Origin of the sequence: Salinibacter pepae, assembly GCF_947077775.1 — a bacterium.
Classification (GTDB): Bacteria; Bacteroidota; Rhodothermia; order Rhodothermales; family Salinibacteraceae; genus Salinibacter; species Salinibacter pepae.
The window spans coordinates 3,098,008-3,122,506 of sequence record NZ_CAMTTE010000001.1; the positions used below are offsets into that span (position 1 = coordinate 3,098,008).

The following is a 24,499-nucleotide window of genomic DNA, read 5'->3' on the forward strand; positions in this document are numbered from 1 at the left end:
GGAGGGAGGATCGAACACGTCACGCAGAGGCCGAGGAGGCATCCCCAACCGCCAGACCGTCGAACAGAATGGTCGTTAGGGCGTCGGCCGCCCGGTCGGGGTTGTCCAGGGGCCGAACCGCGCCGGCGGGGCCGTTGGTGGGGGCGTGGTTGCCTTCGAGAATGTGGTGCGTCCCCATGCTCCGAAGGCTCGTGAACAGGACGTTCGCCACCAGTGTGGGGGAGAGGCGTCGAATCTCCGCCTGGTCCATTGCCTCACGGAGCACAGGCACAAGAGTGCCCAGCACACGCTCCTGCTGCCTCTCGAAAAACTCGACGCGCTCGGTCTCGTCGCTGAACGCAATGGTGTGAATCTCCTTCACCAGGACGAGAAACAGGTCCTGCTGGTCGCGAACCATCTCGAAGTAGCGCACCACGAACTCGTGGACCGTGTCCCGCAGCGGACGGGCGCCGGGGGACGCGTGGAAGACCGTCCGGATGAGCCCTTCCAGCTCCTGGGAGGCCTCGTCGAAAACGGCGAGAAAGAGCTCTTCCTTTCCCCCTTCGAAGTAGTTGTACAGCGTCCCCTTGCCGAACTCCGCCCGCTCCGCAATCTCGTCGAGCGTCGCGTCGGCGTATCCCTCCTCCGCGAAGACGGCCCGTGCGGCATCGAGCATGGCCTGTCGTCGTCGCCTGCGCTCACGCTCGCGACGGGACAGAGACGGATCGGAGGAACTGGCCATGAAGCGAAAGCGCCCGGATGGCTGAACGGTCAGAATATGACTGCTGAGTCACTGAGTGACCATATAGTCACTTGTCGGGCGGTCCGTTCGCCGCGTTTGGGAAACGCGCCATGAAGATCGGACGGGGATCCTGCGAAGGAGCGACCGTGGTCGGGGCCGGCCGGTCGTTTCTGAAGGCGGGCGTCGTGGGGGGGGCTCCACTGGATGCCCCCGTATTGAACCCCCGGATCCAGATGGGGATGGCCTCCGTGGAGGCGAGGCCTGGGGCCGAGAGCGGTGCCCCGTGCCGCGCACTAGCGCTCCACCGCGGCGCAGCCGAGTCCCTCCAGCGACTCGTTCAGGAGCGACAGGCTTTCGGTGGTGTCCACGCGGGCCTCAAGCCGGGTCAGCAGGTTGAGCAGGCCGACCAGGGCCTTGTTGAGAAAGATGAAGTGCGGAGACCCTGTGGCGGCGCGGAGGTGGGAGGCCTGCTCGAAGCAGTCCTGCAGGCGGTTCCGAAACGCCGGGTCGCCGAAGTTGAAGGACGACTGGCGGTAGGGCTCTACGATGAGCGAGCCGTACTCGTCGAAGAAGTGGCGCAGTTCCTCTTGGGTCTCTGCCGGGAGGCCGTCGTGGAGGATGTCGAGGGTGTACAGGAGGTCGGTGATCTGGTCCTCGTCGTCGGCCATGCGGGCCCGGAAGAGGCGCAGCATGTCGTCGCGGAACTGCTGGGGAAAGGTCTTCACGCAGCCGAAGTCGATGACCCCGAGCCGCCCGTCGTCGCGGAAGAGGAAGTTGCCGGGATGGGTGTCGGCGTGGAGAGTACGGGCATTGCCCGCCACCTGCTCGTGGAGAAAGTCCCACAGCAGCTGCCCAAATCGATCGCGCTCGCCTGGGCCCGGATCCGCATCGAGGAAGGCATCGAGGTGCCGGCCGTCCACGTGTGTCATCGTCAGGACCGTCTCGGCCGTCCGGTCGGGGACCGGGCGGGGGACGACGAGTTTCTCCCCGTCGTACTGGTCCGCGAAGTGGTCGATGTTCTGCGCCTCGTTCAGGTAGTCTGTTTCCTCCTGGAGCCGGGCCTTCACCTCCTCAAAGTGGGCGTCCACCCCGTCGCCCTGAATCAGGCGCTCGAACAGCGTGCGGGCCACCGACAGGTCGGACTCGATGGTCTCCCGCACGTTCGGATACTGCACCTTCACCGCGACCGCCCGCCCGTCGTCCAGGCGTGCCCGGTGGACCTGGCCGAGCGAGGCGGCGGCCATTGCCTCCGGCTCGAAGTCGTCGAAGAGCAGTTCCGGAAAGCGCCCGAGCCCGTCCCGAATCCGCTTGCGCACCAGCGCTTTGTTCATCGGGGGCACGCTGTACTGTGCCTCCGCCATCACCTCCATGAACTCGTCCGGCAGCAGCCCGGTGTCCATGCTCATCGACTGGGCGAGCTTGAGGGCCGTCCCGCGGAGGCGGGTAAACTCCTCGAAGAGATCGCGGGCGTTCTGTGCGTTGAGCTCTCGCTTCCGCGCTTCCGGATCGTCCGCGCCGGTGGCCCGGTCCATGAGGTACTGGGCGTAGTTCTTTCCCACCTTCAGTCCCGTCTTGGCGAAGAGGCCGCTCCGCTCCAGCTTGGAGGCGGGAAAGTCGTCGGAAGCGTCGTCTGAACTCATTGCAGAAGTGCCGTGTGGAGGAGTCCTACGCAAAATCGGTAAACGGCCCCACGGACCGAAGTATTGCGTATTGCGTGGTGCGTATCGGAGCAAGTACGCAATACGAACTACGCAATACGACCCGCCGGATGGAGGCAACTCGTTCCGGAGGGGAGCAATCATCCTCGGGAAAAGAACCGCCCCACCAGCGGCAGGCGCCCCAGTCCCAGCGAATCGTGCTGCACGATGTGCCAGGCAAGATTTAGGCCACTGGATACGCCGCGGAAGGTCACCAGTTCGGCGACGAACGCAACGAGCTTGTCGACGAGCGCCGTGGTGGCCTCCTGGTCCTCGGTTTCGTCCCGGATCCAGTGGCGGATGAGGGCGAACGTGACCTCGGTCAGCACCTCGTGCACCGGCCACAGGCCCGTGACGAGCTGGTTTGTGCCCGGCACGAGGCCATCTTCCGTTAGGAGGCCGCGGAGGGCGCTCCGCACCCCGGTTCGGAACGAGGACTGGTAGCGGGCCCGGTCGTCGAAGGTGGCCTGGACGAATGCGCGGTGCTCCCCGAGCGCGTCGAGCAGAATGTAGTAAAACGACGCCAGTCGCTCCTCGAAGGAGAAGTCCTCGTAGCCGGTCGTGGCCGCGGTGAGCATCCGGTACTGCTCCAGCGCAAGGTCGTAGAAGGCCGGGGGCAGTTCGTCGACCGTCTCGAAGTGGGCCTCGAACACGGCCCGTTCAACCTCGGCGTCAGCACAGACCGCCGGCACGGTCAGGGGCGCCTCCTGCGCTCCGCGGAGCCGGAGGGCCGCTTCCACGAGCTGCTTTTTCTCGGCGAACGCGTCGGGGTCGGGAATGGGGCCACGAAAGAAAAGGAGGAGGGAACAGTGGGCACTCCCTTACGCACGATGCCGTGGGATTTTCCACGGGCCGCGGTGCCAGACGCCGAAGCAGGCCCCATCGGGCCGCGTCGCCTCCCAAACGCATCCATTCGCGCCCTATGCCGCAACGTCGTTCTCGGGCACCCCCGTGGCCGTCTCCGTGTCGGGGTGGCTGCTCCATTCGTACCACCCGCCGTCGTAGACCGAGACGTGGGGCCACCCCATCAGGTACGCGTTCATAAACGCCTCGCTGCCGCGCCAGCCCGTGCCGCAGTAGAAGGCGATCTGCTTGTCGGGCGTGATGCCCATCTCGGCCCACTTCCCGGCGATCTCCGAAAACTCCCGCGTCGTATAATCGAAATTGCGGTAGTTCTCCATGTGGTAGGCGTCGCTTCCACAGTTGCCGAACACCGCCCCCGGGATGCGGCCGGTCTTGTCGATGTAGTGGTAGCCGCTGCGCTCCCCAATGAACTCGGCCCAGCTGCGCACGCTGACGAGGTCCCCGTCGTCGGCCTCCAGGAGATCCTCGGCCTCGTCGAGGGTGAGCATGTACTCCGGATGGGTCGGCACCTCGGCCCCGAAGTCATCCACCGGCGCCGGCTCCACGTCGTCGGTCGAAACGTCGTAGCCGGCGGACTCCCACGTGCTGATCCCGCCGTTGAGGATCTTGACGTCCTCCACGCCGGCGTACAGCATCAACGCCGCACACCGCATCGCGCCCAGGTGACCCGCGCTCTGGGCGGGATCGTCCTGGTCGTACGTCGGGTAGGAGAAGCGCCCATACAGCACCACGGTGGTGTCGTGGCGAATGCCGTGGTCCTCGAGGGCCGACTTCAACTCCTCTGGGGAGCGCCGATTCCACGTCTCTGGCGACTCCAGGGCATTCGTGTTGAGCGGGATGGCGCCGGGGATGTGCCCGTCCTCGTAGTCCTGGCGGTAGCCGAAGTGCGCGTGGCACAGGACATGATCGTCGCCCCGCATGCCAGGAGGCGTCTCGCCGGTGCGGAGGCGCTGTACCCACTCCGGATAGACGAGCTGTCGGTACCGCTCCATGCGCTGGAGGGGCCGGTCCGGGTCGGGCGCCCAGTCCTCCAAAAAGCCGTCGTAGACGCCGACCGCCTCGAAGCCGAGGCGCGAGAGCTTATCCGCCATTTCCGCCGCGGCATCGGCGGTGTAGCCGTACACCGTCACGGGGGCATTCTGCGACAGTCCCTTCTCGTCGAGCACCTCCACCCAGTCCATGTACTGCGTCCATTGCAGGGGCAGGCTCTTGGCGCCCGGTACGTGCCCGCTCCGGGACTCGTCTTGAAGGGGCCAGCCGTTATAGGCCGCGATGGGGCGAACGTCGAGAATCGTGTGGTCGGGGGCTTCCGCCTGCAGGGCGAATGCTTCGGTGGAGACGGTGTGGATCGTTTCTTCCATCAGTCCGGGGAGGGGGCATAACAGAAAAACGCTCGCCAACGAATTTGAGGGAGCAGGCGATAAGACGCAACTCTCGAAGGCCGCCGCTGGACAGTCGAATACAGAAAAACCCGCAACAACTTTGGCGGAGCGTCGGAGCAAGGCGGCGGGACGTGGGCGAGCCCCGGCACAGACCCCGGTGGATCGACGGATGCCACGTGCGCCCGGCCCGGCGCCTCCGGCCCCCCGAGGGAAGAGGACGGCAAACCAGAGAATCGCGAGTGACAGCAGAAGCGGTGCCCGCCCGAGCCGGCTCGATCACCATCGCGTGCGCCTGGCCTCGAACGTTCGGGGGGGAGCGACCGCTCCCCGCGACAAGACGGCGCTGCCCGACGGGATTTGCTGTCCCCATCCGGTGTGGGGCCGAGTCTACAGGAGGAAAGGCCGCGGTGATAGAAAAGGCACTGTCGGGGGGGCAGACGAGCAGCCGCCCGTGCACGTGGAGCTCACGCGAGAAGCCGGTCGTACTCGATTTTGATGCACCGGTTGCGCACGTAGAGCAGCCCCGCCGCTTCGGCCTGGGCCTTTGCCTCCGTGGTCGACACCCCGAGCTGCGTCCAGATCACCGGGTGCTCGTCCGTCTGCTCGACGCGCTCAATTGCCGACCGGACCATGTCCGCCGTGTGCTCTGGGGCGCGGAAGATGTCGACGATGTCGAGGTTCACCGCCGCCGGGAGGCTCGGCAGGTCCGGGTAGCACGGTTCGCCGAGCACCTCGTCGTAGTTCGGGTTGACCGGCACGATGCGGTAGCCGCGGTCCTGCAGGTACCGGGCAATCTTGTGGCTCGTGCGCGTCGGGGTGGCCGAGCAGCCAACCACCGCAATCGTGTCGGCCGTGTCGAGCACAGTGAGCAGGTCCGGGGACGGATTGCCGGGCATAGAACGATTGAATTCGTGCGTGGGCAGTGGAGAGGCGGAGAGGCGGTGCTTACCCTATGCCTTACTGCAGGATCCTCTTCTCCCCTCCGTCCCGTACAATTCGGTGTTCGTTACGGCCTTGTGCCGAGTGCGAACCGGGGAGCGTTCTCGGCGCCACAGTCCACTAGATCGTCCAACCGCCGCCCGTCATGGCCTATCCGTTTCACGACATTGAAACCAAGTGGCAGCAGTACTGGGAAGAGCACCAGACCTTCCGCACGCCCGACGAGGTGCCGGACGACCAGGAGGAGTTTTACGTGCTCGACATGTTTCCGTACCCCAGCGGGTCGGGCCTCCACGTGGGCCACCCGGAGGGCTACACGGCCACCGACATCGTGGCCCGCTACAAACGCAAGCAGGGGTTCAACGTGCTGCACCCGATGGGGTGGGACGCGTTCGGCCTGCCCGCCGAGCAGTACGCGCTGAAGACCAACACCCATCCGCGCGAGACGACGGAGAAGAACATCGCGCAGTTCAAGCGGCAGCTGAAGCGCCTCGGCTTCTCGTACGACTGGCAGCGGGAGATCAACACCACGGACCCGGACTACTACAAGTGGACCCAGTGGATCTTCCTGCAGCTCTACGAACAGGGACTCGCCTACCAGTCCGAGGAGCCGGTGTGGTGGTGCGAGGAGCTGGGCACCGTGCTGGCGAACGAGGAGGTGATCGACGGACAATCTGAGCGGGGCGGCTATCCCTGCGAGCGGGTGCCGATGCGGCAGTGGGTGCTCAAGATTACCGAGTACGCCGATCGGCTGCTGGAGGGGCTGGAGGACCTGGACTGGCCGGAGAGCACGAAGGAGATGCAGCGCAACTGGATCGGCCGGTCGGAGGGGGCAAACGTCTACTTCGACCTCGTGGGCGTGGACGATTCACTGGAGGTCTACACCACGCGGCCCGACACCCTCTTCGGCGCCACCTACATGGTGCTGGCGCCCGAGCACGAGCTGCTCGACGCCATTACGACCGACGAGCACCGTGAGGACGTAAACGAGTATTGCCGACAGGCGCTCCGGAAGAGCGAGCGAGAGCGCCAACAACAGGGCGACAAGACGGGCGTGTTTACCGGCGGCTACGCCGTGAACCCGGTGAACGGGGAGGAAATTCCGATCTGGGTGGCCGACTACGTGCTCGTCTCCTACGGCACCGGGGCCATCATGGCCGTCCCCGCCCACGACGAGCGCGACCACGCGTTTGCCGAGAAATACGACCTGCCGGTCCGGGCGGTCGTGGAGGGGGGCGACATCGACGAGCAGGCGTACACGGGCGACGGGCCGCACGTCCATTCGGCCAACGAGGCGGTCTCCCTCAACGGGCTCCACAATGAGGAGGCGAAAGAGGCCATCACCGAGTGGCTCGACGAGGAGGAGAAGGGGGAACGCACGGTCAACTACCAGCTGCAGGACTGGCTCTTCAGCCGCCAGCGCTACTGGGGGGAGCCGTTCCCCATCGTCTTCACGGAGGACGGCACGGACAAGCCGGTGCCGGAGGAGGAGCTGCCGGTCACGCTGCCCGACATCGACACGTTTGAGCCGAGCGGCACGCCCGAAGGGCCGCTGGCCACCATCGAGGACTGGAGGGAGACCACCGATCCGGAAACGGACGCGCCCGCCACCCGCGAGACGAACACGATGCCGCAGTGGGCAGGGTCCTGCTGGTACTACCTCCGCTTCATCGACCCGGACAACGACGAGCGGCTCGTCGACCCGGAGAAAGAAAAATACTGGATGCCGGTCGACCTGTACGTGGGCGGCTCCGAGCACGCGGTGCTGCACCTGCTTTATGCCCGCTTCTGGCACAAGGTGCTCTACGACGCGGGCGTGGTTTCCACGAAGGAGCCATTCCAGACGCTGGTGCACCAGGGCATGATCCTGGGCGAGACGGAATACACGGCGTACCGGGACGACGCCGGCGATTTCGTCTCCGCCGAGCAGGTGGATGACGATGCCGACCTCACGCCCGTACCGGTGGACGACGGGGACGTCGAGAAGGACGGGGACGTGTTCGTTCTCGCGGATCGGCCGTCGGTGCAGGTCGACGCCCGCAGCCACAAGATGAGCAAGAGCCGCGGCAACGTCATCAACCCCGACGACGTGGTCGACGAGTACGGGGCCGACACGCTCCGCCTCTACGAAATGTTCATGGGGCCGCTGGAGCAGGACAAGCCCTGGAGCACCGACGACATGGAGGGGGTCCATCGGTTTCTCAACCGCATCTGGCGCCTGGTCGTCGACACGGACAGCGGCGGGCTTGCGGTGAGCGACGAGGAGCCGGACCGCGGGCAGCTCCGCACGCTGCACCGCACCATCAAGACGGTGACGGAGGACATTGAGGCGCGAAACTTCAACACCGCCATCGCGGCGATGATGGAGTTCGTGAACGCGGCCAACAAGTGGGACGCACTGCCGCGGCAGGTTGGAACGCCGTTCGTCCTGCTGCTGAGTCCGTTCGCGCCGCACCTCGCCGAGGAGCTGTGGGCCCGGCTCGGCCACGACCAGTCGCTGGCCCACGCGGACTGGCCGGCGTACGACGACGAGCTGATCCGGCGGGAGGTCGTGGAGATGCCCGTGCAGGTCGACGGCACCGTTCGCGCCACCATCGAGATCGACGCCGACGCGGACGAGGCGGACGTGCTCGCCGCCGCAAAGGAGGCCGAGAATGTGGCTCGTCACCTCGACGGCGAGGACCTCCAGCGCGAGATCTACGTGCCGGGGCAGATCGTGAACTTCGTCACCGAATGAGCCTGCATCTCGTACGGAGGTGGTGTGGGCCAGGCTTGATGCTGCATTGGCCGACACCGTGATGCGTGAAGAGTGACGCGTGAGAGGGAAAAGTCCCCGTCACGTTCCCACGAGTCACGGTTCACGTTTCACACCTCACGCAATACGAAACATGCAATACGGACCTTCAGCCCAGGGCAGTTCTCTCTCCGGTTAGCAATCCTTGAAGATCGCACTTCCCATGTCCAAACTTGATGTCCTCGCCCTCGCCGCCCACCCCGACGACGTAGAGCTCTGCGCGGGGGGGACCGTGTGCCTCCTTGCCCAGCAGGGATACGACGTGGGCATTGTCGACTTCACGAAGGGCCAACTGGGGTCGCGAGGCACCCCCCAGCAGCGGATGGAGGAGGCCGAGCGCGCGTCGGACATCATCGGCCTCAGCGCCCGGGAAAACCTCGGGCTGATGGACGGGGACCTCCGCAACACGAAGGCCAACCAGCGACGGGTCATTGAAGCCGTGCGCCGGTACCGGCCCGACATTGTCCTCCTCAATGCCCCAGAGTCCCGCCACCCCGACCACAGCGACGCCGCCGACCTGTCGACCGACGCCCTCTACTACAGCGGGCTCCAGGAGATTGAGACGACCGGCCCCGACGGGGCCTCCCAAGAGCCCTGGCGGCCGCACCACGTGCTCCACTACATGCAGGCCGTCTCCTTCGAGCCGACGATGGTGGTGGACGTGACCGACGTATGGGACCAGCGCATCGAGGCGCTGCAGGCCTTCGCGTCGCAGTTCCACAACCCCGACTACGAGCCGGACGCGGACGAGCCGGAGACCTTCGTGTCCAACCCGGAGTTCTTCGAATGGGTAAAATCGCGGGCCCGCACCTACGGATACACGGTGGGCGCCACCTACGGCGAGCCGTTTAAGTACCGGCACGGCCCCTTCGGCGTCACGGACCTGCCCGGCGTGCTCAGCAAGGAGAAGGAGTTTCGGTGAGCTAGATCCCACGTGAATTGCGGGCGGGGCGGGCCCAGACCCCGCAACAAACGACCGGGCTACGTTTTTAGCTACAATCAAACCCGCCCAGGGCGGTTGGGAGTTGACACCGCTCCCCACGGCGTAATATATTACCCCACTGCAACTGCGACGAAACGACCTGCCTCCACCCCATGGCGGACACGAGTGACTTTCGAAACGGCATGACGTTCATCTGGAAGGACGATCTCTGGGAGATCGTCGACTTCCTCCACGTCAAGCCCGGCAAGGGCGGGGCGTTCGTGCGCACCACCCTCAAACACGTGAAGGACGGCCACGAGGTGGAGGAGACGTTCCGGGCGGGAGCAAAGGTCGACGAGGTGCGGGTCGAGCGCCGCGAGCACCAGTATCTCTACGAGGACGACTACGGCCTTCACTTCATGGACCAGGAGTCCTACGAGCAATTCTCGATGCCGCCGGAGCAGGTAGAGGGGCGCGAGTTTTTGAAGGAGGGGGGCGACGTCGACATTGTCTTCCGCACCGACACCGAGGAGCCGCTCCGCACCGAAGTGCCGCAGAAGGTGGACCTTGAGGTCACGGAGACCACGCCCGGCGTGAAGGGCGACACCGCGCAGGGCGGGGACAAGCCCGCGACGTTGGAGAGCGGGGCGACCATCGACGTGCCGCTCTTCATCAACGAAGGGGACGTCGTCCGCCTCAACACCGAGACCGAAGAGTACGAGACCCGCGTATCGGCCGCCTCCACCGTGTAACCCGGGGCGTGCCCGCCGTTCTTTCGCACACACGTATCCAGACGCATGGAGCTCTCGAAGATTCAAGAACTGCTTCGACTTGTCGCCGAGAGCGGGGTGTCGGAGGTTGAGATTGAGGAGGACGACTTCAAGCTCACCATTCGGCAAGACAGCCCGCAGGTCCTGATGCAGCCGGCGACGCAGCCGGCCCAGATGCAGTACGGGCCCCCCCAGCAGCCGCAGTACCCGCCGCAGGCCCCGCCTCAGCAGGCGCCCCCTCAGCAGGCCCCTCAGCCCCAGCAGCAGCCGTCCCACGCGCCCGCCTCGTCGGCCCCCCCGGCCTCGGGCGGGGCGCAGGCGGCCAACGAGGCGGGCCCCGACGACACGTCCACGGCGCCGGCCCCGGATGCGACTGAGAACGGAACGGCCGAGGCGGAGGAGACGGAAGCCGCCGCGGAGGAGCACGTGGTGAAGGCCCCGATCGTGGGGACCTTCTACCGGGCCCCCTCCCCCGACGACCCCCCCTTCGTGGAGGTGGGCGACGAGGTGCAGGAAGGCGATGTGCTCTGCATCATCGAGGCGATGAAGCTGATGAACGAGATCGAATGCGAAACCGCGGGGACCGTCAAGGAGATCCTGGTCGAAGACGCCGAGCCGGTCGAGTTCGACCAGCCGCTGTTCGTGCTCGATGAAGGATAAGGGCAGTCTCACGCAGCAGTGAGGGCTCCGGGATGGCCTGGGGCCGTCTTCCCGTTGCGCCTGCTCGGGGGGCTTCGCTGTCGTCGGAGAAAATGGAGTGGCCCCCAACTTTGGTGTTCCGATGCGTGATACGTGACGGCGTCGACCTCGAACACGCACCTCACGCACCACCCTCACGCATCACGCTCCCTGAAAACCCGCACGTCACATCGGATTCTGTTGACCCCGCATGAGTGACCTCCAAAAAATTCTGATTGCCAACCGCGGCGAGATTGCGCTGCGCGTGATCCGCACCTGCCACGAGATGGGCATCAACACCGTGGCGGTATACTCGACGATCGACCGCGACGCCCTGCACGTCCGATTTGCCGACGAGGCCGTGTGCATCGGGCCGGCGGCGTCCGGGGAGAGCTACCTGCGGCCCGACCGCCTCATCGCCGCCGCGGAGGTCACGGGGGCCGACGCCATCCACCCCGGCTACGGGTTCCTCGCCGAGAACGCCGAGTTCAGCCAGATCTGCGCCGACAACGACATCGAGTTCATCGGCCCCTCCGCCGAGACGATCTCCCTCATGGGCGAGAAGTCGAAGGCGAAAGAGGAGATGCACAAGGCGGGTGTGCCCATCGTAGAGGGGTCCGACGGCACGGTCGACGACCTCGACACCGCCTCCGAGATCGCCTCCGACATCGGGTTTCCGGTCATGGTCAAGGCCGTTGCGGGCGGGGGGGGCACCGGCATGCGGCTGGTGCGGGAGGCCGATGGGTTTGAGCGGGCCTTCAATGGGGCCCGCTCCGAGGCCGACGCGGCCTTCGGGAACCCTGAGGTGTACATCGAAAAATTTGTCGAGAAGCCGCGCCACGTCGAGATTCAGGTTCTGGGCGACGGGCAGGGCAACGTGATGCACTTTGGGGAGCGGGAGTGCTCCATTCAGCGCCGGCACCAGAAGCTGCTTGAGGAGTGCCCCTCGCCGGTCGTTGACGAGGCGCTCCGCGAAGAGATGGGCGCGGCTGCCATTCGGGGGGCAGAGGCCGTGAATTACGAGGGCGCCGGCACGGTCGAATTTCTGGTGGGGGCCGACCGCAACTTCTACTTCATGGAGATGAACACGCGCATCCAGGTGGAGCACCCGGTCACCGAAGAGGTGACGGACTGCGACCTGGTGGAGTACCAGATTCGGGTGTCGATGGGCGAGACCGTGGACAGCGAGGAGCGCCCCCCCATGGAGGGTCACGCCATCGAGTGCCGCATCAACGCCGAGAATCCCTTTCAGAACTTCAGCCCCGCCCCGGGCGACATCACGGCGTTTCACCAGCCCGGCGGGCACGGCATCCGGATCGATACGGCGGCCTACTCGGGCTACCGCATCCCGCCCACCTACGACTCGATGATCGCCAAGCTCATTGCCTACGGCAAAACCCGCGAGCAGGCGATCCGCAAGATGCGCCGGGCGCTTGCCGAGTTCGTCGTGGAGGGGGTCGACACCACGATCCCGTTCCATCGGCAGCTGATGGACGACGATCGGTTCCAGCAGGGCAACTTCGACACCCGCTTCCTCGACGACTTCGAAATGCACGCCGCCCCGGCGGAGGTCGCGTAGGGCGCAGAACACGCTCAGGGCGCATGGGGAGCGCCCCCGTCCGGCGCGCCCGCAGCACGAGCAAGGGAAACCGGGCCCGCGCCCTTGAGGGCCGGGCACGCCTACATTCTTCTTCTAGCTGGTTCGCAGGTGCCTCATGTCGACCTCCACCCACTCCGTTCGATTTAACGACCGCGTGGCCGCGATGCAGCCGTCCGCCACGCTCGCCATGAAGGCCCGTGCCGAGGAACGACGACGGCAGGGGCACCCGGTCGTGGCCCTCAGTGCGGGGGAGCCGGACTTCGAGACGCCGAAGCCGATCTCGGACGCCGGCGTGGAGGCCATCCGGAGCGGATTCACGAACTACACGGAAAACCCGGGCACGCTCGAGTTGCGGGAGGCCATCTGCAGCAAGCTCGACCGCGACAACGACCTGTCGTACACGCCGGAGCAGGTGGTGTGCTCGAACGGGGCGAAGCAGTCCCTCGCCCTGGCCATCCACGCCCTCTGCGACGAGGGCGACGAGGTCCTCATTCCGGCGCCCTATTGGGTGAGCTACCCGGAGATGGCGCGCTTCAGTGGGGCCGAGCCGGTACCGGTGCCCACGGACGTGGACAACGGGTACCGCCTGACGCCCGCGGCCCTGGAAGGGGCGATCACCGAGCGGACGCGGCTGCTCATCCTGTGCACCCCGTCCAACCCCACCGGGACCGTGTATTCGCCCGACGAGCTGGCGGCGCTCGCCGACGTGCTGCGCGACCACGACGGGGTCTACGTCGTGTCCGACGAAATTTACGAATACGTCCTGTACGACGCCGAACACCGCGCGTTTGCGTCGCTTCCGAACATGAAGGACCGGACCGTTACGGTGAACGGGTTCTCCAAGGGCTTCGCCATGACGGGGTGGCGGCTCGGCTACATGGCCGCGCCGGGGCCGATTGCCGAGGCCGCGGGCAAGATCCAGGGGCAGTTCACCTCGGCGCCTAGCAGCATCACGCAGAAGGCGGGCGTGGCGGCCCTGGAAATGGACAAGGAGCCGGTGGAGGAGATGGTGTCGGCCTTTCGGCGCCGGCGCGACGTGGTCCTGGAGCGCCTCCGTGCCATCGACGGGGTGCAGTGCCCGACCCCCGAAGGGGCCTTCTACGCGTACCCGGACGTGTCGGCCTTCTTCGGAGCCACGGCGCCGGACGGCTCGACGATTGAGGACGGCGGCGACCTCTGTTTCTACTTGCTGGAGGAGCAGGACGTGGCCCTCGTCCCGGGGCCGGCGTTCGGGGAGCCCGACGGGCTTCGCCTGTCCTACGCCTCGTCGATGGAGGATCTCGAAACGGGCCTCGACCGCATTGAGGCCGGGCTCGCGGCGCTTCGCTGACGGGGGCGACGCCGAGTGGCACCGGGGCCCGATCACGATTGTTACTGACGCACGCTTTCGCTCGTGGAACCGAATCAGTCCCCCGGTGACGCCCGGATTGAGGTGAACAGCGATCCCGACTCGGCCTCGGCGGCGGCCGCGCCCCAACCGACCGCGGACCGCTACTGGTTGCACCTCCTCCTCTTCGTGCTCACGCTGGCATCCACGGTGTACGTGGGGGCCTCGTGGTGGGCGAACCGACTGCTCCACTACGAGGCGCACGACCAGACGATCTCCCTCTTCGTGCTGACCCTCAATCAGGCCTGGCTCGTCGACGGGCTGCGCTACGCGATTCCGCTGGTCGGCTTCCTCACGGTGCACGAGTTTGGGCACTACTTCGCGGCGCGCTACCACGACGTGCGCACGTCACTGCCCTACTACATCCCGTTTCCGTTCAACGGCATCGGCAACTTCGGGGCCGTCATCAGCATTCGGCAGCGCATCCCGAGCACACGCTCGCTCTTCGACATTGGCGTGGCCGGGCCGCTGGCGGGGTTCGTGGTCGCGCTCGGGGCCCTGATCTACGGCTTTGCTACGCTTCCGCCCCCCGAGTACCTGCTCGACCTGCCGGGCCACGAGGCGCTGAAGGCGCACATCCGCCAGCACGGAACGTTCCCGGACGCGCGCCCCGCCTCGGGCAACGGGATGCCGGTCCTGGTCGTGGGGTACACGCCGCTCTACTGGGCCCTGTCCCAGGTTTTCGCGAACGTCCCCCCGATGTACGAGATGTACCACTATCCGGTCCTCTTTGCGGGGTGGCTCGGGCTGTTCTTCACGGCGCTCAACCTGCTTCCGGTGGGCCAGCTCGATGGCGGGCACGTGCTGTACGCGCTGCTGGGGGACGCGTGGCACCGCCGCTTCGCGCAGGCCTTCGTCTTCGTGCTGCTGTTCTCGGGGGGCATCGGGTTCATGGATGGAATGCGGCAGTCGCTTCAGGACGTGAGTCCGTGGTTGGGGCGGGCGTCGTGGGTCATCCTCGCGGCGATCTACTACGGCTACCTGTACAAAATCTTCGGGGGAACCGACCAGCGCACCTGGGCCGGACTGGTGGGCCTTTTGTCGGGGGTGGGCGCCGCGATGGCGCTCGGCTGGACGGGCCTCGGATGGACCGGTTGGCTCGTCTGGAGTCTTCTCATTATCTTCCTCGTCCGGGTGAAGCACCCGCCGGTTCTGCGGCCGCAGCGACTGACGCCCGGCCGGCGGATCCTGGGCTACCTGGCCATCGCCATCTTCATTCTTTGCTTCAGCCTACAGCCCCTGAGTACGGTGTAGTCCCCGGCGCCTCGAAGACATAGCCAGTAGGAACGGCACGGGCGCCTGCGAATACCCGACTCGATCCGGGCTTCTCTGCCATGGTGGACTCGACATTGCCCATGCTGGGCCGTCTGCTGGGGGCCGTGCTGATTGGGGGGGGGCCGGCCTTGTGGGGCGGCTGCGACATGGTGCCGGCTCCGGATCGTGACCAGCGCCGGCCGTCGGTGGCAAACCTTCAGATCACGCCCGACAGCGTGCACGAGTCGGATCTGTCCGAGGGAGAGATTGTGGATTCCCTCGCTCAGGTGACGGTCGACCTCTCCGCCCGGGCGACGGACCCGGACGGGACGGTGGCACGAGTGGCGTTTCTGTTCGAGCCGTCGTCGAATCCTCGAGGGACTCTCTCCGGCACCCTTTCGGAGTTGAGTGAAGAGGGGCGCTACGGCGGGCAGTTGGAGCTGTCGATTCCGCTCCGCGACGAGATCTACACCCTGCGGGTCTTTGCGGTGGACGACGACAGCCTATCGGGCAACCAGGTGACGGGGCAGTTTCGGTTCGTGCCGTCGGACACGTCGGAGGCCGGAGGAAACGCTCTTCGCATGCAGATGCATCGCCGCCCAGACGACTTGTGAACCGCCTTCTCGCGTCGCTTATCGTGCTGGGACTGGCGGCCGCGCCGGCGTGGGGACAGGCCCCGCCGCGCCTGCAGGACCTGCGCCCGACGACGGGCCTGGCGAGCAATACGGTCCAGGCGCTGGCGTCGGCGGGCGACTCGCTGTGGGCGGGGCCCCTGCTCACGGTGTACACGGAGGACGAGGCGCGCCTGTTCACGCCGGACGACCCGGCGGTGACGCGTCGGCTGGAGGACGGAAGCAACGTCGTGCTCTCGCTGGCCGCCGAGGGCGGCGTGCAGGGGGGCTCGGCCGTGTGGGCCGGGCTCGCGTTCGATGCGGGCGGCAATGCGATCGGGGCGGGCGGGTTTTTGGTGTCGACCGACGGTGGGGCGTCGTTCTCGACGCGGCCGGTCCCGCTGGACGACCCGGCGGACACGACGGTCGCCTACGGGGCGTCGACCCTTCCGGCAATTCCCGTCACGCAGGAGACGAGCGCCCCGCCACGAGACATCGCCCTTGGACGCGGGGGCACCGTGTGGGTTGCCGGGTCGCGGAGCGGGCTCCGTCGCTCGGCCGACCAGGGAGAGACGTGGTCCCGCGTCGTGCTCCCCCCAGACACGAGCATGCGGATCGAGCCGTCCCGGCCGGACACCTTTCTCGTCGCTCCGCCCCAAAGCGACGGCCGCGGCTTCCAAAATTACCGGGCGTTCAGCGCGCTGGTGGACGAGACGGGCACGGTGTGGGCCGGCACCGCGGCCGGCCTCAACCGCTCCACGCCGGGCGACGTCGGCCCGTCCGGGGATCGGGCCTGGCGCCTCTTTCGGCCGGACGGCACCCCAAACAGCCTGACGGGCCAGCTCGTGCTCGGGTTGGCCGAGCAGCCGCGCCCCGACGGGCGCAATCCGGTCTGGATCGCGACCCTGCGGGCCGACGGGGGAAGCGTGCTCCAGCGCAGCGGGCTGACGGTGACGCCGGACGGGGGGGAGACCTTTCGGCAGCCCCTCATCGGGGAGCAGGTGAACGACGTGGCGGCCCGCCGGGCACGCGTCTACGCCGCCACCGAGAGCGGGCTCTTCGTGTCGGAAACCCAGGGACGCACGTGGCGCACCGTCGAAGAGGTGGCGCTCGCCGAGCCGGAGCAGGCGTTTCCGGGGGAACTGACGGCCCGCGCCGTGGAGGTTACGCCCGCGGCGCTCTGGGTGGGGACGACGGCGGGCCTGCTGCGCCTGGACCGGGCGGACGAGCCGCGTCTGCTTCCCGATGCCCCCGACGCGCCGCGGCCGGAATGGCAGCTGTTCCGAACCGAGGTGCCCGTCAATCCCGACGAGCCGACCGAGCAGGTCCCCGACGTCGAGACCTATGCCTACCCGAACCCATTCGTCCCGTCGCGCGACGACGCGGTGCGGATCGTCTACGACGTTCCGGAGCCGCAGACGGTGGAGGTGTCCATCTACGACTTTGGGATGAACCGTGTGCGCACGCTCGAAGAGCAAGAGCCTGCGGGCCAGCAGGAAATCGTCTGGGACGGGACCGACGCCTCGGGCCTCCGTCTGCCCACCGGCACGTACCTGTACACGGTGGAGGTGGGGGGCACAACGGTGCGGGGCAAGATCCTGCTGTCAAATTGAGGGACCCGCCCGGCGCCGCCGACTTTCGCTCACGTGCTCGTTCTTCCATGCGCAGCTGGAGTCTCACATCACTGATTCGCCGTCTGGGACGGCACGGGGGCCTGAGCATGCTGCTCGGGGTCGGGCTCATGGTCGGGATGTCGGTCCCGGCAAGCGGTCAGGACGTGGGGACGGGCGCGTTTTCGCGACTGGGGTTTGGGGCCCGGGGCATGGCGCTGGGCAACGCGCTGGTGGCCGACCCGTCCGCGGACGTGAGCCCCCACTACAACCCCGCCCTGCTTCCGTCGGCCTCCGGCCAGCGGGTCTCGGCGTCCGCCGCGCTGTTGTCGTTCGACCGGGAGCTGCAGTTCCTCGAATTTACGGCGCCCCTCGGGCCGACCGCCGGGATTGGACTGAGCCTCACCCACGCCGGCGTCAACGACATCGACGGCCGCAACGCGGATGGCGCCCGCACCGAAACGCTGTCGACCGACGAGTTTGCGCTCTCGCTTGCGTTTGGCAACCGCTTCGCGGACTGGCTGGCGGTGGGGACAGCCCTCACGCTCTACCAGTCCGACCTGCTGCCCGAGGTGGACCCCGTCCGGGGCTTTGGCGTCGACCTGGGCGTGCGGGTGCAGCCCACTGGGCGACTGTCCCTGGCCGCCACTGTTAAGGATCTGCTGGCCAAATACGAGTGGGACGCCGCCCCGGCAGGCGGGGGCAGCCACACGGACCGATTTCCGGTGCGGGTACAGGTGGGGGGGAGCTATTCACTTCTCGACGAGCGCCTCCAATTCTTGGCGGAGGTAGAGTCCCGATACACCACGCGGGACCGGCGCGACCTACAGACGCTCGTAACGTCGGGCGGCCCGCGGGCCCAGACGCGCACCGAGTCGTTCCTCCTGCACGACCTGCGGGCGCGGGTGGGGGCCGCCTACCATCCCGTTCAGATTCTTCGGCTCCGGGTGGGGGTCGACCGCCTTGGGGTAGACGACACGAACGGCCTTCGTCCCAGTGCCGGGTTTGGCGTGCGGCAGTCCATCGGGGACCTCGACCTCCGCGTCAGCTACGCGGCCACGCTTGAGCCCTACGTCCGAACCGTCATGAACACCGGAACCGTGGAGCTTTTTCTGTAGGGAGAGCGGGTTGAGAGTGAAGGGTTGGTGGGATCAGGGGGCGTGTAGGAAATCCTGCTCACGAAAAGAGGTGCAGCGGAAAACCCGCAACACGAAACGCCCCAACGCTCAACCGCCAAGCTGAGCAAACAGGTCGAGGAAGGCCTCCGGCCCGATTCCCGACACGCCCGTCCGGATGCGGAGGGCACACCACAGGTCGAGCAGCATCATCTGGGCGGCGTGGATGGGGACGGCGATCCAGAAGGAGCGGCAGCGCCAGACGAGGGCGCCCAGCGCGATGCCGCCCACGACGGAGAGCAGCGCCTCCGGCCACGGCTTCGCGATGTGGAGGGCGGCGAAGGGGAGGGCCTGCACAAAAATGGCCGACAGGCCGAAGGTGGGCGCGGTGCCGAAGAGCACGAACCCGCGCCACAGGTACTCCCACCCGACCCAGTAGAAGAGAAACAGGGCCTCGTAGATGAAGAACACGGCCCAGTCTCGGGTCGCCGGCTGGTAGTGCGGGTACTGCTCCTGGAACGCCGCGCCGTCGGAGAGCACCCACGTTCCCACCGCCACGACCGGCAGGTAGAGGGCAGCGACGACGCTCGCAAAGCGCCATTCGCCCAGGCCCAGGCCGATCTCGTCCAGGGTGGACGCAAAGAATGCCCGGAGGGCTGCCGCCGGCACCACGAAGCCGAGCAGGCCCTGCATCCCGAACCACCAGCCCCAGGTCGCCAGTCCCTGCCAGCTTCGAGGAATGAATCCAGCAAGGTGGGTGCGGAAGAGCCCGCGGTCTCCCAGAATGACCTGGAGGACGACGAGCACCGCCGCGCCCGTGAGGACGAACGTCGTTTGCCCGTCGAGGGACGCGGCGGCCCGGCGGAGGCGACGCCACTCGGTCCGGAGGCGGGCGGCCAGTGCGTGCAGCATGGGGGCAGGAAGTTGAGCAGCGAACGCGGTGCCGAGAAGACCGGGGCGGGGGCGGCAGTGCCCCTGCGCGCCCACGGGGGCCGGTGGGGTCAGGGCCGAGGGGGCGATTGAGAAGCGGTCGGGGGCGCAGGGGGCTCCAGGAAGCGCGCAAGGAACTCGTAGGTCCGCACGAGACGATCCAGGCGCTGGCGTGGAGAGGCCGAGGCAGACATGTCGTGTCCCACCCCAGGGTACCGCACGTACTCGACGGGCCGATCCAGGATCTTGAGGCGTTTGTACAGGCGCTCGCCCTGAGACGGCCCCATACGTCGGTCGGCCCCGCCCTGCATCAGCAAAAGCGGCGTGCGGATCCGGTGCGCGTACGTGAGCGGCGAGTTGCGGTGAAGGGCGGCCCAGGGCGTCTGGGCGGTCGAGTCGGGAAACGGAAGCCGGGAGGAGAGGACAGAGTCGCCGAGCGAACGCGGCGGAACGCCGTCCCAGGGATATCCGCCAAACTCTGCCGGCACGAGGCGCCACGCACGGCCGCCCCCCAGCAGGGCCGGGAGGTCGTACACGCCGTTGAGCGCAACGGCCGCGGCGAATCGGTTCGTTCGGCCGAGAATCCAGGCAGTCAGGGTGCCGCCGTACCCGGTGCCACCGAGGGCCACCTGGGTGGAGTCCGTCCAGGACAGCGCCGCCGCGGAATCGGCGAGCGCGAGAAGATCGCGGGCAGGACCGGGGCCCCAGTTTTTGTCGTTGGCGCGCCGGAAGGCCGTCCCGAAGCCCGCTGAGCCCCGTGGAAACCCCTCGACGAGCCCCAGGCCGCGCCCCGCGAGGTACTGCCGCTCGAACCACGCCTCCGGCGTATAGGGGGCACTCAACGCCGGAGGTCCGCCACGCGCCTGCACGAACAGGGGATGCCGGAGCGAGTCCGCGAAGGCGGCCGGGCGCGTCACCCATCCGGTGACGGCGAGGCTGTCGTGGTAGACCGTCATGCGGTCGGGGGGGGCCACGTGTCGGCGAGACAACCACTCGGCGTTGGGGGTGGCGAGGGGGCGCTCGTTGTTGAAGCTGACGGTATTGGCGTAGAGGGCCGAGGGCGTGGTGGGGTCCGTTGAGGCGTATACGGCGGTCGCGTCGGTCACGTCGAACGAGTGTATGGCCCGTGCGGCCGACGTCAGTTGTTCAGCCTCGGCGGGCCGAACCAGGGTCGAGTCGAGCGTGAACGTATTTCGCGATGTGGCCCGGTCGGTAGGCAGGGTCGGACTTGGGGCCTGGGGAGCCCCCTCGGTCGTGTCCTGGGCGAAGGGGGTGAAGCGGAAGAGGGGGCGTCCGCCCTCCGAGGGGGCCGTCGTGTACAGGTACCAGCCATCGGGGGCCCACGTGACCGACGTCACGTCGCGGTCGAGGGCGCTCGTGAGAATGCGGGGCTGGGAGCGGCCATCCAGTGCAAAAAGCCCGATCTCGGCGGGGGCGTCGCTCGATGGGGCGAGCGATTCGAGCCGGAAGGCCACCGTACTGCCGTCGGTCGTGATGGAGGGAGACGTCAGGGCATGGTTCTCAATGCGGAGCAGGCGACGGAGCCGAGGGGTGTTCAGATCGGCCACGTACAGGGTGCGCCGACGGACGCGATCGGGCGATTCGGTCGTGGCGGGCGTCCCGCTTACGACGACCTGCTCGCCCCCGGGCAGCCAGTCGGCCTGGCCGTAGGAGCGGTAGCCGCCCGTCAAGAGGCGAGGCGTGGGGCGCGGCGGGCGCCCGGAGCGGATGCCCGCGGGAAGGTCCACCACGTAATGATGGCGGTAGGCCGGCGTGGGCCGGAGCTGCCGCTCGCCCTGCAGCTCGAGTCGGGAGGAGACGAGGGCCGTCTCGGAACGGCGGTTCTGGTGCATCCATCGCCGGACCTGTGCGAGGGTGCCGTCCGGGGCGGCGGCGGTGTCGGGCTGCACGGCAACCGTCGTCGTATCGGGACGGAGCCGAAACCGGTCAAAGACTGCCCGTAGGCTATCGGAGGAGAGCGTCGCGAGGCGACGCACGGGCGGGGCGGAGAGGGTGTCCGGGAGGGACGACTGCTGCGGAACCTGGAGGGTGTCGGTCGTGTCCGGGGGCGTCTGAGGCCGGCCGTCCGCGTCCACCGTGAGGGTATCGACGGGACGAAGCGTCCGGTCGTGTCGGAGGACGAGAAGGGTGTCGGGCGGAGGGGTGCGAATGGTATCCGACGCCGTGCGGCCGGGCCGTTCAGTAGGGGGACGGCGGGCTGTCTGGCGCCGAACGGCCGGCTCGGGGACGCGGCTCGCGAAGAGCAGTCGCTCTCCATCCGGGCCCCACTGGGGGGCCTGGGCCCCGTGCGGCGTATCGGTCAGCCGATACGGAACGCCTCCGTTGAGAGGAATCACGAACACCTGCGGCGTGCCGTCTACGGGGCGGACGAAGGCAAGGTGTGTGCCGTCGGGGTGCCAGGCGGGCTCGCGGATGTCGTGTTCGTCTTGGAACAGCAGGCGCGGATCGTCCCGGCCGCTCGTCCGGGCCACGTACAGCCGGGCACGAGGCGCAGGGGCCGGGCCGGGTGAGAGGCGACGCACCGTGTAGGCCACGGACCGCCCGCGGGGGGACAGGGCGACCTCCGTCACCTCCCGCATCCGGTACAGGTCCCGGGCCTGGACGGGCCGCTCCCCGTCCGAGGCGACTTGTGCAGATGCCGTCGTGGGAAGAAGGAGGCCCGTGAGGAGACCCACCAGAAGGACAGGGACGGTCGTGCGGCGGACGCTAGGGGGATGCGGTGACGCCGAGCCGGAACAGATTTGCATCAACGCCAGGATTGATTTGTCCACGAAAGCCATTCGACAGGTGGTGGTAGCGGTAGCCAGCAGTGAGAGTCAGGGTGGGGGTGAGGACCACACGGACGCCCGCCCCCAGATCGAACATAAAGTTCAGCGACCGCCCCAGCGCATTGGGCACGGAGCGGTCGAAAAACGCGAGGCCGGTGCTTCCCGCGACGAACGGTTGGACGCGTTTGTGGGGCCGGTAGGTGAGGCGTAGGCCCACCGGGCGGACCCCAACGCCGACCGCGGTTCGATCCTGGGGACGAGAGGACGACATCCGCGCCGGACTCGATTCGTCGGATGGGAGGGCGGGAAGGGCGCCAGACGGGATCGACAGGAAGAGAACGGGAAGCAGGTCTGCCGTGTACGTGAGGGTCGGGCCGTCGAAACTCGGAGAGGGGGAGGCCGGCGCGAGGAGGCGGTGGTAGCGCAGCCCCACCAGTCCCACTCGGGCGCGCCGGATGTTTCCGATGAGGCGTCCGGTCGCGAACGAACCGGCGGCCCATACGCCGACGGCATTCGTAGAGGGGGCGAGGCTGTCCGCAGGCTGGCCCGCGCAGGGAACAACGACACCGAGGCTGACAAGTACAGTGACGACGATGAGGCGAGCGTGCAAAATCGGGAGCAAGTTCGTCCGTAGCAGCGCGTGAGGGCGGGGGCGCATCCATGTCAGCAACACACGGCGCCGGGGGCCGGGGCCGTGCGAGCAGTTCATTCTCTCACTCAACCCCATCCTACATGGAGCTTTTCCACAACCAGTACGGCGACTCCGGGCCTCCGTTCATCCTTCTCCACGGGCTTCTGGGCGCGCACGGCAACTGGCACACCCTCAGCCGGACGGCGTTCCGAGACGTGGCCCGCGTGCACGCCGTGGATCAACGCAACCACGGACGGTCGCCCCACGCCGACGCAATGGACTACCCAACCCTCGCGACGGACCTGCGGCGGTTCATCGATCGGCACGACCTCGCCCCGGCCGCCGTGCTGGGCCACTCGATGGGCGGGAAGACCGCCATGCAGGCTGCGCTCTCGCGTCCGGATCGGGTTGACCGGCTGATCGTCGTGGACATGGCCCCGAAGGCGTATCCGCCCCACCACACCAAACTGCTGGATGCACTCGCCCGCATCAACCCGACGGCGTACGACGGCCGCGACGAGATTGACGACGTGCTGGCCGAGGACGTGCCGTCCTGGCCCGTCCGCCAGTTTCTGCTCAAAAATCTCGACTACGACGGCGAGACCTACACCTGGCGCATGAACTTGGACGCCATTCGTGCGCACTACGACGACATTACGGCGGCCCTGCCCCGCACGCCGACCTACGAGGGCCCCGCCCTCTTCGTGCGGGGCGGGGCCTCGGACTACGTGGCCGACGCGGACCGCGAGGGCATCCGGGCGCGCTTCCCCAACGCCGAGCTCGTGACCATCGACGGGGCGGGCCACTGGGTCCACGCCGACGCCCCCGACGCACTGGCCGAGGTGGTGACCGACTTCCTCACCGAGGCGGCACCGTGAGCGGGGGTCGACACGGGACGCGCCAGTTCGTAGGTTGCGGGCGCACCACTCTCGTACAATTCCCCACGTGTACTCATGGACCTAGGACTTTCGAATCGGACTGCTTTCGTGGCCGGGGCGAGCAAGGGGCTGGGCCGGGCGACCGCCCACGAGCTCGCCCGGGAAGGGTGCAGTGTCGCCCTCTGTTCGCGAGACGGAGACCGCATCCGGGCGGCGGCGGAGGCCGTCCGCGACGATACGGGCGCCGAGGTGTTGCCCCTCGTCTGTGACGTCACCGATGCGGAGCAGGTCGAAAGCGCCATCGCCCAGACGGCCAATACGTTCGGCGGCCTCCACGTGCTCGTCACCAATGCCGGCGGCCCGCCCTCCGGAGCGGCCACCGAGCTGGACCCGTCCGACTACCGCGACGCGGTGGAGCTCAATCTGATGAGCACCATCTCGCTCTGTGACGCCGCGCTTCCACACCTCCGCACGGCGGCGGCGGAGGACGACCATGCCCGCGTCATCATGGTAACGAGTGTGTCGTCGAAGCAGCCCATCCCCACCCTTGCGCTGTCCAACACGGCCCGCGCGGGTGTGCAGGGCTACGCCAAGAGCCTGGCCGACGACCTGGGGCCCACCGGGATCACGGTCAACACCGTGCTGCCCGGCTACACCCGCACCCAGCGGCTCGAAGACCTGGCCGACGAGATACAGGAGCGAACCGGCCAGTCGCGGACGGAGGTCGAGGCGGGCTGGGCGGATGACAACGCGCTTCCACGCATTGGCGAGCCGGACGAGTTTGCCGCGACGGTGGCCTTCCTTGCCAGTGCGCGTGCCGGCTACGTGACCGGTGTGTCGTTCCCCGTCGATGGGGGCCGCAGCAAGCACCTCCTGTGAGGCGCCGCGCGCTCCCCATCGATCGGGGAGAAAATAAAAAAGCCCCGG

At 67.6% G+C, this 24,499-nt stretch carries 20 protein-coding genes; 12 read left to right on the forward strand and 8 right to left on the reverse strand.

Annotated elements, in window-relative coordinates:
- Nucleotides 1-19: 19 nt before the first annotated feature.
- The 5 genes from OJA40_RS12945 to OJA40_RS12965 form a co-directional block, all read right to left on the reverse strand.
- Entirely contained in the window at nt 20-655 is a 636-nt protein-coding gene (locus OJA40_RS12945; RefSeq protein WP_263810846.1) for a TetR/AcrR family transcriptional regulator, read from the reverse strand.
- 359 nt (nt 656-1,014) lie between these two features.
- Nucleotides 1,015-2,361 (reverse strand): ABC1 kinase family protein, encoded by a 1,347-nt coding sequence (locus OJA40_RS12950; RefSeq protein ID WP_263810847.1) that lies wholly within the window; start codon nt 2,359-2,361, stop codon nt 1,015-1,017.
- A 158-nt stretch (nt 2,362-2,519) separates the two neighbouring features.
- The gene (locus tag OJA40_RS12955) at nt 2,520-3,158 is read right to left on the reverse strand and encodes a hypothetical protein (RefSeq protein ID WP_263810848.1); all 639 of its coding nucleotides are present in this window, start codon (nt 3,156-3,158) and stop codon (nt 2,520-2,522) included.
- Nucleotides 3,159-3,338: 180 nt separating this feature from the next.
- A complete protein-coding gene (locus OJA40_RS12960) occupies nt 3,339-4,643 on the reverse strand; it encodes a rhodanese-like domain-containing protein (protein WP_263809185.1) in 1,305 nt (434 codons plus the stop codon).
- Nucleotides 4,644-5,128: 485 nt separating this feature from the next.
- The gene (locus OJA40_RS12965; protein WP_263810849.1) at nt 5,129-5,560 is read right to left on the reverse strand and encodes a CoA-binding protein; all 432 of its coding nucleotides are present in this window, start codon (nt 5,558-5,560) and stop codon (nt 5,129-5,131) included.
- 188 nt (nt 5,561-5,748) lie between these two features.
- Here OJA40_RS12965 and leuS point away from each other — a divergent pair, with 188 nt between their 5' ends.
- From leuS to OJA40_RS13015, 10 genes are all read left to right on the forward strand, one after another.
- Entirely contained in the window at nt 5,749-8,340 is a 2,592-nt protein-coding gene (gene leuS / locus OJA40_RS12970; protein WP_263810850.1) for a leucine--tRNA ligase, read from the forward strand.
- 220 nt (nt 8,341-8,560) lie between these two features.
- Nucleotides 8,561-9,319: a bacillithiol biosynthesis deacetylase BshB1 gene (gene bshB1, locus OJA40_RS12975; protein ID WP_263810851.1), complete on the forward strand. Its 759-nt coding sequence runs from the start codon at nt 8,561-8,563 to the stop codon at nt 9,317-9,319.
- A 173-nt stretch (nt 9,320-9,492) separates the two neighbouring features.
- Nucleotides 9,493-10,071, forward strand: a complete 579-nt coding sequence (gene efp, locus OJA40_RS12980; protein WP_208426919.1) for an elongation factor P — start codon at nt 9,493-9,495, stop codon at nt 10,069-10,071.
- Nucleotides 10,072-10,116: 45 nt separating this feature from the next.
- Entirely contained in the window at nt 10,117-10,749 is a 633-nt protein-coding gene (accB, locus tag OJA40_RS12985) for an acetyl-CoA carboxylase biotin carboxyl carrier protein (protein WP_263791455.1), read from the forward strand.
- Nucleotides 10,750-10,978: 229 nt separating this feature from the next.
- Nucleotides 10,979-12,346: an acetyl-CoA carboxylase biotin carboxylase subunit gene (gene accC / locus OJA40_RS12990; protein ID WP_208427561.1), complete on the forward strand. Its 1,368-nt coding sequence runs from the start codon at nt 10,979-10,981 to the stop codon at nt 12,344-12,346.
- 136 nt (nt 12,347-12,482) lie between these two features.
- The gene (locus OJA40_RS12995; RefSeq protein ID WP_208427562.1) at nt 12,483-13,697 is read left to right on the forward strand and encodes a pyridoxal phosphate-dependent aminotransferase; all 1,215 of its coding nucleotides are present in this window, start codon (nt 12,483-12,485) and stop codon (nt 13,695-13,697) included.
- Between the two features lie 63 nt (nt 13,698-13,760).
- Complete coding sequence (locus OJA40_RS13000) at nt 13,761-15,008, forward strand: site-2 protease family protein (RefSeq protein WP_263810854.1); 1,248 nt, start codon at nt 13,761-13,763, stop codon at nt 15,006-15,008.
- 80 nt (nt 15,009-15,088) lie between these two features.
- Nucleotides 15,089-15,622, forward strand: a complete 534-nt coding sequence (locus tag OJA40_RS13005) for a hypothetical protein (RefSeq protein WP_263810856.1) — start codon at nt 15,089-15,091, stop codon at nt 15,620-15,622.
- Nucleotides 15,619-17,232 (forward strand): FlgD immunoglobulin-like domain containing protein, encoded by a 1,614-nt coding sequence (locus OJA40_RS13010; protein WP_263810857.1) that lies wholly within the window; start codon nt 15,619-15,621, stop codon nt 17,230-17,232. The genes OJA40_RS13005 and OJA40_RS13010 overlap by 4 nt, the downstream gene beginning before the upstream one ends.
- Nucleotides 17,233-17,279: 47 nt before the next feature.
- Nucleotides 17,280-18,347, forward strand: coding sequence for a PorV/PorQ family protein (locus OJA40_RS13015; protein ID WP_263810859.1), 1,068 nt, complete (start codon nt 17,280-17,282; stop codon nt 18,345-18,347).
- A gap of 108 nt (nt 18,348-18,455) precedes the next feature.
- Here OJA40_RS13015 and OJA40_RS13020 read toward each other — a convergent pair whose 3' ends face one another.
- The 3 genes from OJA40_RS13020 to OJA40_RS13030 all read right to left on the reverse strand — a co-directional run bounded on the left by OJA40_RS13020 (nt 18,456) and on the right by OJA40_RS13030 (nt 22,673).
- The gene (locus tag OJA40_RS13020) at nt 18,456-19,256 is read right to left on the reverse strand and encodes a CPBP family intramembrane glutamic endopeptidase (RefSeq protein WP_208427672.1); all 801 of its coding nucleotides are present in this window, start codon (nt 19,254-19,256) and stop codon (nt 18,456-18,458) included.
- Between the two features lie 89 nt (nt 19,257-19,345).
- A complete protein-coding gene (locus tag OJA40_RS13025) occupies nt 19,346-21,970 on the reverse strand; it encodes a S9 family peptidase (protein WP_263810860.1) in 2,625 nt (874 codons plus the stop codon).
- A 31-nt stretch (nt 21,971-22,001) separates the two neighbouring features.
- Complete coding sequence (locus OJA40_RS13030; protein ID WP_208427587.1) at nt 22,002-22,673, reverse strand: acyloxyacyl hydrolase; 672 nt, start codon at nt 22,671-22,673, stop codon at nt 22,002-22,004.
- Nucleotides 22,674-22,795: 122 nt separating this feature from the next.
- On the opposite strand from OJA40_RS13030, the gene OJA40_RS13035 reads away from it, so the two are divergent.
- Nucleotides 22,796-23,572, forward strand: a complete 777-nt coding sequence (locus tag OJA40_RS13035; protein WP_263810862.1) for an alpha/beta fold hydrolase — start codon at nt 22,796-22,798, stop codon at nt 23,570-23,572.
- Between the two features lie 75 nt (nt 23,573-23,647).
- The gene (locus OJA40_RS13040) at nt 23,648-24,451 is read left to right on the forward strand and encodes an SDR family oxidoreductase (protein WP_208427585.1); all 804 of its coding nucleotides are present in this window, start codon (nt 23,648-23,650) and stop codon (nt 24,449-24,451) included.
- Nucleotides 24,452-24,499: the final 48 nt, after the last annotated feature.